Source organism: Neisseria leonii (assembly GCF_028776105.2).
Lineage (GTDB): Bacteria > Pseudomonadota > Gammaproteobacteria > Burkholderiales > Neisseriaceae > Neisseria > Neisseria leonii.
The window spans coordinates 215,225-230,363 of record NZ_CP145606.1; the positions used below are offsets into that span (position 1 = coordinate 215,225).

Consider the following 15,139-nt stretch of genomic DNA (forward strand, 5'->3'; position numbering starts at 1 on the left):
CTGCTTTTGCAAACCATGGAACTGCGTAAATTCGTTTAAATTCCAAGCCGTCTGCTGCTGCCTTGCGGCAGGGAAAACGTGTAGAATGGGGCTTTTTCAGGCGCAGAATGCCGCAGGGGACAGATGATGGATGCAGTAAAGCAGCGGCCGATCGGCGTGTTTGATTCGGGGGTGGGCGGCCTGACCAACGTGCGCGCGCTGATGGAGCGGCTGCCGATGGAAAATATTGTTTATTTCGGCGATACCGCCCGTGTGCCGTACGGGGTGAAATCGCGCGCCACGATCGAAGCGTTTACTGCGCAGATTGTCGATTTCCTGCTGCAAAACGAAGTGAAGGCACTGGTGGTGGCCTGCAATACGATTGCGGCGGTGGCCGGGCAGCGGGTGCGTCAGATGGCGGGCAATATGCCGGTGCTGGACGTGATTTCGGCCGGCAGCCGCGCCGCGCTGGCGGCCACCCGCAACAACAGCATCGGTGTGATTGCCACCAATACCACGGTAAACAGCAATGCCTATGCGCGGGCGATTCATGAGGCCAATCCGCAGGCGCGCGTTTATTCGCAGGCCTGCCCGCTGTTTGTGCCGCTGGTGGAAGAAGGCTGGCTGGACCACGAGGTTACGCGCCTGACCGCGCGCGAGTATTTGAAGCCGGTGTTGGCCGAAGGGGTCGATACGCTGGTGTTGGGCTGCACCCACTATCCGCTGCTCAAACCGCTGATTCAGCGCGAAGCACCGCATCTGCATCTGGTCGATTCCGCGCTGACCACCGCCGAAGCCGTGGCGCAGGCATTGCAGGCACAGGATTTGCTCAATGATACGCCCGGCGTATGCGGGGCGGATTACCGTTTTTACGTCAGCGATATTCCGCTGCGTTTCCAAACCATAGGCGAGCGTTTTTTGGGGCGGACGCTGAACCAGATTGAAATGGTATCTTTGGGCTGACCGGCGGCAGGCCGTCTGAACAGCGGTTTTCGGACGGCATTTTCAGACGGCCTGCAATCAATCGATAAAGGAGAATCATGAACCGCCGCGCGCGTTTCAAACGCCATCACACGCCGTTTTGGCAGGCCGACAAGCCGTATCTGCACGACAGCCCGATTTCAGACGGCCGTTTCCGCGCCTTGGGCTATGTGATGGCCTTGCTGGCCGGTGCGATTAACGCGGGCGGTTTTTTTGCTTTGGCACGCTATGTGTCGCACGTTACCGGCGAAATTTCCTATGCCGCCGATATGGCGTATGTGGGCGAATGGTATGCAGTGGCCGTATCCCTGTTGGGCGTGGTGTTTTTCGTGCTGGGTGCGGCACACGCCAACTGGACGGTTCTGTGGGCCAAACGGCAGCGTTTCCGCAGCGGCTACGGCCTTTCGCTGTGGCTGGAAGCCGTTTATCTCTTGCTGTTCGGCCTGTTGGGCATGGCACTGATTGATCACAGTCTGCTGCTGCCGCCCGCGCTTCTGCTGCTCAGTTTTATCATGGGGATGCACAACACCGTGATGACGGTATTGTCCGGCGGTGCCATCCGCTCCACCCACATGACGGGTACGGCCACCGACTTGGGCATCGAATTGTCCAAAGTGCTGTATTACCGGCGCAGCAGCAATCCCAAACTGCCCGATGTGGCGGTAAACCGCCCGAAAATGAAACTGTTTACCGGCCTGATTGCCGCCTTCTTTTTGGGCGGGCTGCTCGGCGCATGGGGGTATCACCGTGTCGGCTACCATTTTACCCTGCCGGTGGCGGCCGTCCTGTTCTGGTTCGGTTTCGGTTCCATCGGCTACGACATCAAAATCCGCCTGCGTATCTATTTGGCTGACAGAAAGCGTAAGCAGAAGTAATTTCGGGTTAAGGATTTTGCGCCTTCGGGCAAAATGGCCGAATATGCACCATGGCAGCCGCGATTCCGATACGGGCTGACACAATAGACAGTGTTTCGACACGGGCGGCCTGATGCCGTTTACACATACCGATAAGAAAGGATTCAACCATGAAATTTCTGAAACCGATGACCCTGAGCGCCGCAGCCTGCGCCATGCTGCTGACCGGCTGCGTGACCAACGCCGACGGCAGCAAGTCTGCCAGCAAAACCGCCATGTACGGCTTGGGCAGCGCGGCTGCCTGCGGTGTGGTGGGTGCGCTGACCAACGGCAGCAAAGGCGCGCGCAATGCGGCTTTGGCATGCGGTGCCGTCGGTGCGGGCGTGGGCGGCTACATGGATTATCAGGAAGCCAAACTGCGCGACAGCCTGAAAGGCACGCCGGTGGAAGTGAGCCGCGAAGGTAACCAAATCAAACTGACCATGCCCAGCGGCGTAACATTCGCCACCAACAGTGCCACGCTCAACAATACGGCCGTTACCTCGCTGAACTCGGCTGCCGAAACGCTGGTACAGTATCCTGAAACCACCATCACCATCGCCGGCCACACCGACAATACCGGCAGCCTGTCCATCAACCAGCCGCTGTCCGAGCGTCGCGCCCAAGCCGTTGCCGCCTATCTGACTCAGCGTGGTGTTGCCGCTTCGCGCCTGAGCACTGTGGGCTATGCCGACAGCCGTCCGGTTGCCGCCAACGATACCGAAGCCGGCCGTGCGCAAAACCGCCGCGTCGAAATCCTGATCAATCCGACGGCCGATGCGGGCAAATAACACCGTCGGAACACACCAAACCAACGGGCAGCTTTCGGGCTGCCCGTTTTGATTGCCGCCGCACGCTGGGCAATCTGGCCCGCCGTTTCCGCTGTGCAGGCCGCAGGCGGGCTTGCGGCCATGCCGGTTGGCCGCTTTCCCTGTGGTGCAGTGTTACGCGCGCTATTATCGGATTTCGTCAGCAAAGTCAAGTTTTTGTTTCCTGATGCGGGGTTTGCAGCGGGAACAGGCTGTCACATTGTTAAATATAGAAATAATAATTGTAAATAAATGTAAGGCCGGGGGGGGGGGTTACAACCTTGGCCGGCCGGCGGCGTGTTTTAAGAAACCTGATAAATAATAAGTAGATTCCGATAAATTAGAGTAATAAAACTAAAATAAATCATGGGTTTGTGTGGCATTTTGTCTACTTAATGCCGTCTGAAATACGGGTTTATAATCCCGCACTGAGAAGTATTCTTTATTCCATATGCATATATTGTGCTGAATTTTCAGGCAGTTTTGTGCAGTTTCCGGCACACGGTCCACTATCCGAGGAAATATCGATGAATCATATTTATAAAGTTGTTTTTAATAAAACAACCAACACGTTCACAGCAGTTGCAGAATTTGCGAAATCGCAGGGCAAAGACAACACTGTGAGTCAGGGTGCGGGCGGCGCGGCGGTCGAAACCGTGAAATCGGCCAGAATCACGCCAATCTCCTATGCGGTATTTGCGGCATTGGGCTTCGGCCTGGCTGCGCAGGCGCACGCTACTGCCGCAAACTCTTTTTATGACACGGCGGATTATTCTTCCATCGCCATCGGTGAAACCTCAGTATCGATGCAGGGCGCGTCGGCTTACAGCGAGCAAGTGAATGCCGACAAACCCAATATGGCGGCAGGCTCGCACCACTCTATCGCCATCGGCGGCCTCGCCTCCACCCGCTACACCTGGTACGGCACGGCATTGGGCTTTAATGCTTCGGTTGCCAGCCCGGCCAGAACCCAAGCGCTCGGCTCAGACGGTGCGGCAATGAACAGCGGCAGCAGCAAAGGCAATGTGGCATTGGGCGCTTACTCGATTGCCGGCGAGACCAACACAGGGCAGGAAGCCCAATCATTCACTGTGGGCGGTAAAACCTATACCTTCGCCGGTGCCCCGACGGCAAACACCAGCGTACTGGCAGTGGGTTCGGGCAGAACCGTGCAGGAAGCCACCGGTCAGCGCACATTAGTGCCCGGCGGCGGCAACTTGGGCAATGCCCAACGCTGGACAGATGTTACCAAAGCCTCCGACGACTACAAATACCGCCAAATTCAATACGTCGCCGCAGGCCGTGTGGCGGCAGATTCCACCGATGCGATTAACGGCTCCCAGCTCTATCAAGTGCTCGAAGTGGCCAAAAACAGCAGCGGCGCAGCCGTGCCGAATAATTATTTCCACGTCAACGAATGGCGGACCGACCAGCCTGCGGGCGACCCCGCTACCAACTACGGCCCGATTGATGCCAAAGGCGGTGCCACCGGCCAATATGCGCTGGCGGCAGGTAAGGACAACAAAGCCTCAGGTATGCATTCGGTGGCCGTCGGTTACAAAAATACGGCAGGCGGCTTAAACTCGGTGTTAGTCGGTGTGGAAAACGAAACACCGGTTCTGGGGCAGCTCGATACCAGCCAAAGCACCACGGTTGTCGGCTCTCAAAATAAGGCGATGACGAAAGACGGCACGGCCACCATTATCGGTTATCAAAATAAAATCGAAGCCGCCGACGCGAAAACCAGCATTAAAGACTCTATTGCCATCGGTTCCCGAAATACCATATCCGGCGAGAGTTCCGTGGCATTGGGCGAAACCAATAAGGTAAATACCAATTATGCCGCCGCGCTCGGCCGCTACAATGAAATTGATGCCAAGTCCGAATCCGCGCTGGCAGTCGGCCGCCGCAATATCATTACCAACGGCGAACACGCTTATGCGCTGGGTAACAACAATACGGTTTCCGCACCTACTGCTTTGGCGGTCGGCCGGGGAAATCAGGTATCGGCCAGCCAGTCGGCCGCGCTCGGTTTCCGCAATAACGTCCGCACCGACAATACCTTTGTCTTGGGCAGCGATACCGCCCCGACCCAAGCCAACAGCGTTGTGCTGGGTGCCGGCTCAACCGACCGTGCCGCCACCACCGAATCCCAAGCCACGCTCAACGGCTTAACCTACGGAACGTTTGCCGGACAGGGCAGCGCGGCCAAAGGTGTGGTTTCCGTGGGCAAAGCAGGCGGCGAACGCCAACTCATCAATGTGGCCGCAGGTAAAATCTCCGCCACTTCCACCGATGCCATCAACGGCAGCCAGCTCTACGCCACCAATCAGGTACTGGGCAATGCGGCCAACGCCGTAGTACAAAACTTCGGCGGCAATGCAAGGCTGAATCCCAACAAACAGGGCGATATTACCTTTACCAATATCGGCGGTACGGGCAAAAATACCGTTCATGAAGCCGTTGCAGCAGCCAGAACCGAAGTCCAATCCGGCAAAAACACGAATGTTGCCGCCCCGGCAAGCGGTGCAAACGGCCAAAAAATCTACAAAGTCGACGCATGGGATACGACCGTTCGGGCGGGCGACGGTATTTCGGTTTCTCCGGACAATAATCAGACGGCCTATACCCGTGATTACACTATTGCCCTGTCGCAGCAGGTCAAAGACGACATCAACAAGGGTAAGGCGGCCAAAGACGCTGTCGATACGAAGGGCATTACTTTCAACGGCGACAGTGGCACTGATGTCACGCGCAAGCTGGGTGAGGCTTTGGCGGTGAAGGGCAATGCCAAAAACGCCCGGGATCTGACGGACGGCAATATCGGTGTGGTGTCTTCGGCTGCGGATAATGCGCTTTATGTCAAATTGAATAAAAACCTCAACCTGACCAATCAAGGCTCGGTTACTCTTGGCGGTACCAAGCTCAATTCAGACGGCCTCAATATTACCGGCGGCCCGTCCGTAACCAAAAACGGTATCAACGCAGGCAATAAAACCATCTCCGGCGTGGCAGACGGCGTGAACAATGACGATGCGGTCAATGTGAAACAGCTTAAAGCGGCGAAAACTGAAGTTGTGGCTGGTGAAAATGTAACCGTTGAACCAAGCCAAGGTAGCGACGGCAATCCGAAATACACCGTCTCAGCCAAAGACACCTCGGCAAAAGTTACCGTGGCGGACAACAGCAAGCTGACCGTTGCCAACAAAGGCACGGCAAAAGAAGGCACGGCTGATGTCACCAACTTTGAGCTGGATTTAAGCCAATCTGCCAAAGACAGCCTCGCCAAAGCCGATACGGCGGTGCAATCATTCACCACTTCGGTCAATGGTCAAACGGCTCAAACCGTGCGTGATAACGGCAATGTCAATTTTGTCAACGGCAATGCCACCACCGCCCGTAATGTAAACGGCGGCGATATTGCCTTTGATGTCAAAACAGACAACACCACCATCAAAGTAGACGGGGGTGTGGTCAAAGCCAATACTGTCGCATTAAACGTTGCAGGCGGCAAAGTTACTGCACCGACCACCACAGGGGCGTTGGTAACCGCCGACGATGTGGCCAATGCGATTAACAAATCTGGTTGGAACTTAAAAGCCGGCTTTGAAGCCACTGGCGAGCAGATTAACCCAAGTGATAGCGTTACCTTTAAAGCAGGCAAAAACCTAAAAGTTGAACGCGATGGTTCACAAATCACTTACGCCACCAAGGATGATGTGAGCTTTGACAGCGTAACCCTTGGTCATGACAGTAATGTGAAACTCACCGATGATGGCGAAGGCAACCTGATGGTGGGTGGCGATAAGGGCCCTCCTATCAAAATCACCAACCTGGCAGCTGGTGAAAACGATGAAGATGCGGTGAATGTTTCACAGCTGAAAACCGCCAAAACTGTGGTGCAAGAAGGCAAAAACACCAAAGTTACCAAAACCCAAGGTGCGGACAAACAAGATGTCTACACCGTAGACGCTTGGGATACCAAAGTAGCAGCAGCGGACGGTGCAGCGGTAACGGTTGCGTCCAAAGATGACGACAACGCCAAAACCCGCAACTACACCATTGATTTGAGCCAAGCAATCAAAGAGCAAATCGCCAAAGAAGAGAGCGTAGTTGGTGAGGGCAATATCACGGTTGCTGAAAACGGCACGAACCAAACAGGCGGTAAAGAGTACAAAGTTACCTTAAACAAAAATGTGAATCTGGGCGACGACGGCTCATTGATTGTTGGTCCTGTGACCATCAATAAAGACGGCATCAATGCGGGTAATAAGTCGATTACCAATGTTGAAGCGGGCAAAAACCCGACCGATGCGGTGAATGTGGATCAATTAACCAAAGCCGCCGCCGCCGCCAAAACCGAGGTGAAAGCAGGCACCAATGTAACCGTGGATACCGACACTACCACAGGTGCCAACGGTCAAACGATTTACACCGTCAATGCGTGGGACACCACCGCCACAGGCTCTGAGGCCATCACTGTTACCCCGACCGACGAGGCAAGCGATACTTCGGCGAGAACCCGTGCCTATGCGATTGATTTGTCCGGTAAAACCAAAGAAGACATTCAGAAAGGCGTAGATGCGAAAAACGCCGTCGATACCCAAGGTATTACTTTTGCCGGCGATACCGGCAACAGTGTAACCCGCAAATTGGGCGAAACCGTCAATGTCAAAGGCAACGCAGCTGGTGCCGACAATCTGACCGACGGCAATATCGGCGTAGTCGCTGACGGTACGGATACGTTGACGGTTAAGCTCAATAAAGATGTGAACCTGACCCAAGACGGCTCGCTCACCATTGGCGGCACCCGGCTGAACGGCAAGAACTTGACCGTGGGCGGTGCCAACCCTGTGGTGATTAACGGAGATAACGGCACGGTAAACGGTTTGACCAACAAAACCTTTAACCCGAATGCCATTGTCTCAGGTCAGGCAGCCACCGAAGACCAGCTGAAAAATGTTTACGATCACGCCGACAAAGGCTGGAATATTCAAGCCAACAACGATACGGCAAGCCGTGTTGCCCCGGGCGGCACAGTGCAGTTTATCAACGGTAAAAATATCGCCATTACCCGTAACGGCAATGATATTACCGTGGCAACCGCAGACGATGTTGCGTTCAACCAAGTGACTGCCAATGAAGTCAAAATCGGGCCGGTTACCATCCATTCAGACGGCATCAACGCAGGCAGCAAACAGATTAAAAATGTTGCCGACGGTACTGATCCGAACGATGCCGTCAATGTATCGCAGCTGACCAAGGCGGCAGCGGCTGCGACAACCGAGCTTGAAGACGGCAAAAACACCAAAGTCGGCAGCCGTCGGGGCGATAACGGTCAAACCATCTACAAAGTGGATGCGTGGGATACCACTGCCAGTGCAGGCTCTGAGGCGGTAACCGTTACCCCGACCGGACAGGCGAGCAATGCCGATGAGAAAACCCGTGCCTATGCGATTGATTTATCTGATAAATCAAAACAAAGCCTGGCCAAAGCGGATACAGCCGTTCAACGCTTTACCACATCGGTAAACGGCGAAACAGTACAGACTATCGACCAAACCAACAACGAAGTGAAGTTTGTCGATGGCAATGCCACCACCGCCCAAAACCAAAACGGTGCTATCGCCTTTGATGTGGAAACCGACGGTACCACCGTAAAAGTGGACGGCGGCAAACTGGCCGTGAATACGGGCAATATCACTACCGAGGGCAACAAAGCCAAGTCCGACAGCCCTGAAACCAGCATTGCCACCGTCGGCGATGTGGTGAATGCTGTCAATAATGCAGGCTTTACCCTGAAAACTTCTGCCAACGGCGGCAGCAAAGAATCCGGTGCAGACGAAGTCATCAAGGCCGGCGGTATCGTAGATATGGCGGCAGGCAAAAATCTGACTGTGAAACAGGAAGAAAACGGCAAAGTAACCTACGGCCTGAACCGCGATCTCGACCTGACCGAGAACGGCAGCGTGAAACTGGGCAACACCGCACTGACGGCGGACGGCCTGATCATCAACAACGGCCCGATGCTGACACACGACGGCGAGGGCAACTTCAAAGTAGGCAAAGTGGAAGGCGGCCAGGCGTCGCCGGTGAAGATCACGAACCTTGCCGAAGGTACGGAGGACAGCGATGCGGTGAACCTGTCGCAGCTGAAAGCCGCCCAAGCGGCCGCCACCACCAAAGTGGCCGAAGGCGACGGCATTATGGTTGAAGAAACCAAGAACAATGACGGCTCGACCACTTACACCGTTACGGCCGTAACAGACGAAGTGACCACCACCATCAATAAAAACGGTGAGATTGCAGCCATTACCGGCGGCATTACCGTCACCGGCGGCAAAGGCGAAGCGGACAACCCGGACAGCCTGATTACCGCAGGCGATGTGGCCAAAGCGATCAACAACAGCGGTTGGAACTTGGCAGCCGAAGGTACAGACGGCGAAGAGCTGGTCAAACCGGGCGACACCGTCACCTTCAAGGCCAAAGACAACCTCAATGTTACCCGTGAGAACGGCAGCATTACCTACGGTCTGAACAAAGACGTTGATCTGACAGGAGACGGTTCGGTGCTGATCGGATCAACCGCGCTGACCAAAGACGGCCTGATCATCAACAACGGCCCGATGATCACGCACAACGGCAGCCACCTGAAACTGGGCAGCGTAGACGGCAACAACACCGTATCGCCGATCCAGATTCAGGGCGTGGAGAGCGGCCTGAAGCAAGCCGACGGCAGCCCGGTTACCCTTGCAGAAGCCCAAGGCGAAGTACTGAACAACGCAGTGAACGTGGGCGATTTGAAGAACGCTTCACAAACCCTGGTAGACAAAGGCTTCAACATCACGGCCGACCACAGCGCGCTGTCGGGTAATGCCAAAGAAGACACCGTCAAGCTGGGCGAAAAAGTGAACTTCACCAGCACCGACAAAAACATCGTCACCACCGTAGCGGACAACGAAATCCGCTATGCGCTGAACACCGACCTGACCCTTGGCGGCAAAGACGGAGTTAACGGCAAAGACGGCGTCGACGGCAAGATCGGCATCAACGGCAAAGACGGCTCAGCGGTTGTGATCAACGGCAAAGACGGCTCGATCGGCCTGAACGGCAAAGACGGCGCGAACGGTCTGACCCTGAAAGGAGCGGACGGAGCACAGGGCGTAGACGGTAAAGGCGGTGCAGACGGCCTGCCGGGCAAAGACGGCGAAACCCGTCTGGTTTACGAGATCAAAGACCCGACTACAGGCGAACCCGTTACCAAACAGGTAGCGAACCTGGACGACGGCTTGATCTTCACCGGCAACAACGGCACCCTGAACCGTCACAAACTGAACACACTGGTAACCGTTGAAGGCGAAGGCGTAAGCAAAGAAGATGCCGAGCGCTTCCGGTCGGCTGCAGGCAACATCAGCGTAGAAGCGGACGGCGGCAGCAAACTGACCGTCAAACTGAACCGCGATCTCGACCTGACAGAGAAAGGCAGCGTGAAGCTGGGCAACACCGCACTGACATCGGACGGCCTGATCATCAACAACGGCCCGATGCTGACGCACGACGGCAACGGCAACTTCAAAGTAGGCAAAGTGGAAGGAGGCCAAGCGTCGCCGGTGAAGATCACGAACCTTGCCGAAGGTACGGAGGACAGCGATGCGGTGAACCTGTCGCAGCTGAAAGCCGCCCAAGCGGCCGCCACCACCAAAGTGGCCGAAGGCGACGGCATTATGGTTGAAGAAACCAAGAACAATGACGGCTCGACCACTTACACCGTTACGGCCGTAACAGACGAAGTGACCACCACCATCAATAAAAACGGTGAGATTGCAGCCATTACCGGCGGCATTACCGTCACCGGCGGCAAAGGCGAAGCGGACAACCCGGACAGCCTGATTACCGCAGGCGATGTGGCCAAAGCGATCAACAACAGCGGTTGGAACTTGGCAGCCGAAGGTACAGACGGCGAAGAGCTGGTCAAACCGGGCGACACCGTCACCTTCAAGGCCAAAGACAACCTCAATGTTACCCGTGAGAACGGCAGCATTACCTACGGTCTGAACAAAGACGTTGATCTGACAGGAGACGGTTCGGTGCTGATCGGATCAACCGCGCTGACCAAAGACGGCCTGATCATCAACAACGGCCCGATGATCACGCACAACGGCAGCCACCTGAAACTGGGCAGCGTAGACGGCAACAACACCGTATCGCCGATCCAGATTCAGGGCGTGGAGAGCGGCCTGAAGCAAGCCGACGGCAGCCCGGTTACCCTTGCAGAAGCCCAAGGCGAAGTACTGAACAACGCAGTGAACGTGGGCGATTTGAAGAACGCTTCACAAACCCTGGTAGACAAAGGCTTCAACATCACGGCCGACCACAGCGCGCTGTCGGGTAATGCCAAAGAAGACACCGTCAAGCTGGGCGAAAAAGTGAACTTCACCAGCACCGACAAAAACATCGTCACCACCGTAGCGGACAACGAAATCCGCTATGCGCTGAACACCGACCTGACCCTTGGCGGCAAAGACGGAGTTAACGGCAAAGACGGCGTCGACGGCAAGATCGGCATCAACGGCAAAGACGGCTCAGCGGTTGTGATCAACGGCAAAGACGGCTCGATCGGCCTGAACGGCAAAGACGGCGCGAACGGTCTGACCCTGAAAGGAGCGGACGGAGCACAGGGCGTAGACGGTAAAGGCGGTGCAGACGGCCTGCCGGGCAAAGACGGCGAAACCCGTCTGGTTTACGAGATCAAAGACCCGACTACAGGCGAACCCGTTACCAAACAGGTAGCGAACCTGGACGACGGCTTGATCTTCACCGGCAACAACGGCACCCTGAACCGTCACAAACTGAACACACTGGTAACCGTTGAAGGCGAAGGCGTAAGCAAAGAAGATGCCGAGCGCTTCCGGTCGGCTGCAGGCAACATCAGCGTAGAAGCGGACGGCGGCAGCAAACTGACCGTCAAACTGAACCGCGATCTCGACCTGACAGAGAAAGGCAGCGTGAAGCTGGGCAACACCGCACTGACATCGGACGGCCTGATCATCAACAACGGCCCGATGCTGACGCACGACGGCAACGGCAACTTCAAAGTAGGCAAAGTGGAAGGAGGCCAAGCGTCGCCGGTGAAGATCACGAACCTTGCCGAAGGTACGGAGGACAGCGATGCGGTGAACCTGTCGCAGCTGAAAGCCGCCCAAGCGGCCGCCACCACCAAAGTGGCCGAAGGCGACGGCATTATGGTTGAAGAAACCAAGAACAATGACGGCTCGACCACTTACACCGTTACGGCCGTAACAGACGAAGTGACCACCACCATCAATAAAAACGGTGAGATTGCAGCCATTACCGGCGGCATTACCGTCACCGGCGGCAAAGGCGAAGCGGACAACCCGGACAGCCTGATTACCGCAGGCGATGTGGCCAAAGCGATCAACAACAGCGGTTGGAACTTGGCAGCCGAAGGTACAGACGGCGAAGAGCTGGTCAAACCGGGCGACACCGTCACCTTCAAGGCCAAAGACAACCTCAATGTTACCCGTGAGAACGGCAGCATTACCTACGGTCTGAACAAAGACGTTGATCTGACAGGAGACGGTTCGGTGCTGATCGGATCAACCGCGCTGACCAAAGACGGCCTGATCATCAACAACGGCCCGATGATCACGCACAACGGCAGCCACCTGAAACTGGGCAGCGTAGACGGCAACAACACCGTATCGCCGATCCAGATTCAGGGCGTGGAGAGCGGCCTGAAGCAAGCCGACGGCAGCCCGGTTACCCTTGCAGAAGCCCAAGGCGAAGTACTGAACAACGCAGTGAACGTGGGCGATTTGAAGAACGCTTCACAAACCCTGGTAGACAAAGGCTTCAACATCACGGCCGACCACAGCGCGCTGTCGGGTAATGCCAAAGAAGACACCGTCAAGCTGGGCGAAAAAGTGAACTTCACCAGCACCGACAAAAACATCGTCACCACCGTAGCGGACAACGAAATCCGCTATGCGCTGAACACCGACCTGACCCTTGGCGGCAAAGACGGAGTTAACGGCAAAGACGGCGTCGACGGCAAGATCGGCATCAACGGCAAAGACGGCTCAGCGGTTGTGATCAACGGCAAAGACGGCTCGATCGGCCTGAACGGCAAAGACGGCGCGAACGGTCTGACCCTGAAAGGAGCGGACGGAGCACAGGGCGTAGACGGTAAAGGCGGTGCAGACGGCCTGCCGGGCAAAGACGGCGAAACCCGTCTGGTTTACGAGATCAAAGACCCGACTACAGGCGAACCCGTTACCAAACAGGTAGCGAACCTGGACGACGGCTTGATCTTCACCGGCAACAACGGCACCCTGAACCGTCACAAACTGAACACACTGGTAACCGTTGAAGGCGAAGGCGTAAGCAAAGAAGATGCCGAGCGCTTCCGGTCGGCTGCAGGCAACATCAGCGTAGAAGCGGACGGCGGCAGCAAACTGACCGTCAAACTGAACCGCGATCTCGACCTGACAGAGAAAGGCAGCGTGAAGCTGGGCAACACCGCACTGACATCGGACGGCCTGATCATCAACAACGGCCCGATGCTGACGCACGACGGCAACGGCAACTTCAAAGTAGGCAAAGTGGAAGGAGGCCAAGCGTCGCCGGTGAAGATCACGAACCTTGCCGAAGGTACGGAGGACAGCGATGCGGTGAACCTGTCGCAGCTGAAAGCCGCCCAAGCGGCCGCCACCACCAAAGTGGCCGAAGGCGACGGCATTATGGTTGAAGAAACCAAGAACAATGACGGCTCGACCACTTACACCGTTACGGCCGTAACAGACGAAGTGACCACCACCATCAATAAAAACGGTGAGATTGCAGCCATTACCGGCGGCATTACCGTCACCGGCGGCAAAGGCGAAGCGGACAACCCGGACAGCCTGATTACCGCAGGCGATGTGGCGAAAGCCATCAACAACTCAGGTTGGAACTTGGCAGTGGACGGCACAGACGGTAAAGAGCTGATTAACCCGGCCGATACCGTCACCTTCAAAGCCAAGAACAACATTACTGTTGAGCGTGACGGTGCCAACATCACTTACGGCCTGAACAAAGATGTTGATCTGACCAAAGACGGCAGCCTGACCATCGGCGACACCAAACTGGACGGCAACAGCCTGAAAGTGGGTGGCAACAACCCGGTTACCATTGACGGCGATAAAGGCACCATCGGCGGTTTGACCAACAAAACTTGGGATCCGAATAAGATCACATCAGGTCAGGCGGCAACCGAAGATCAGCTGAAACAGGCTGTCTCCGATGCGGTCGACAGTATCGGCTTCACCCTGAAAACCTCTGCGGCCGACGGCGGCAAGAAAACATTGGGTGACGACGAGGTCATTAAATCGGGTCAGGCGGTCGAACTGGTGGCCGGTAACAACATGATTGTGAAACAGGAAGCCGGCGGCAAAGTTACCTTTGCCACCACTGCCGACCTGAAAGCCGATACCGTTACCGTCGGCGAAAAAGGCGAGCCGGGTAAAGACGGCAAAGACGGTACCATCGGTGTCAACGGTAAAGACGGCTCTGCGGTTGTGATCAACGGCAAAGACGGCTCGATCGGCCTGAACGGTAAAGACGGTGCAAACGGTCTGACCCTGAAAGGTGCTGACGGTGCGCAGGGTGTTAACGGTCAAGACGGCGCAGACGGCCTGCCGGGTCAAAATGGCGAAACCCGTCTGGTTTATGAAACCAAAGACAAAGACGGCAACACCAAAACCAACCAGGTTGCCAACTTGGACGACGGCTTAATCTTCACCGGCAACAACGGCGAACTGAACCGTCACAAGCTGAACACACTGGTTACCGTTAAAGGCGAAGGCGTTGATAAAGACCAATCGGCCGCCTTCCAATCAGCCGCAGGCAACATCAATGTCAAAGCTGACGGTAACGGTACCTTGGAAGTTCAGCTTGCCAAAGATGTGAAAGTGGGCAGCGTAACGGCGAATACCGTTACTGCGAATACCGTTACTGCGGGTAACACCACCGTCAATACAGACGGCATCACCATCGGCGGCAGCAACGGTGCAGCCCCTGTGAGCCTGACGGGCAGCGGTCTGAACAACGGCGGCAACCGCATCACCAATGTGGCGCCGGGTGTGGCGGATACCGATGCGGTGAATGTCGGTCAGTTGAAGCGGTTGGGCGGCGATATGGCGGCCATCGGTAAGAAAGCCTATGCCGGTGTGGCCGGTGCGATTGCCCAAAGCTCGATTCCGCAGGTTACCCGTCCGGGTGTAACCGGTTTCGGTATCGGTGGCGGCCACTACGGCGGCCAATCGGCTGTTGCCATCGGTATGTCGTCCATGAGTGACGGCGGCAACTGGATTATCAAAGGCAATGTGTCCACCAACACCAACGGTACGGTGGGTATCGGAGCCGGTGCACTGTATCAGTGGTAATCCGGACGGCATGAAGCAAAACAGGGCATATTTG

General features: G+C 56.0%; 4 protein-coding genes. All 4 read left to right on the forward strand.

Features of this window, described 5'->3' with window-relative positions; genetic code table 11:
• Positions 1-126 precede the first annotated feature (126 nt).
• A complete protein-coding gene (gene murI, locus ORY85_RS01130) occupies positions 127-942 on the forward strand; it encodes a glutamate racemase (protein WP_274572234.1) in 816 nt (271 codons plus the stop codon).
• A gap of 77 nt (positions 943-1,019) precedes the next feature.
• Positions 1,020-1,835, forward strand: coding sequence for a YoaK family protein (locus tag ORY85_RS01135; protein ID WP_274572229.1), 816 nt, complete (start codon positions 1,020-1,022; stop codon positions 1,833-1,835).
• 149 nt (positions 1,836-1,984) lie between these two features.
• Positions 1,985-2,644, forward strand: coding sequence for an OmpA family protein (locus tag ORY85_RS01140; protein ID WP_274572230.1), 660 nt, complete (start codon positions 1,985-1,987; stop codon positions 2,642-2,644).
• A gap of 545 nt (positions 2,645-3,189) precedes the next feature.
• On the forward strand, positions 3,190-15,105 hold the full coding sequence (locus ORY85_RS01145; RefSeq protein ID WP_338578177.1) for a YadA-like family protein: 11,916 nt from the start codon (positions 3,190-3,192) through the stop codon (positions 15,103-15,105).
• Positions 15,106-15,139 lie beyond the last annotated feature (34 nt).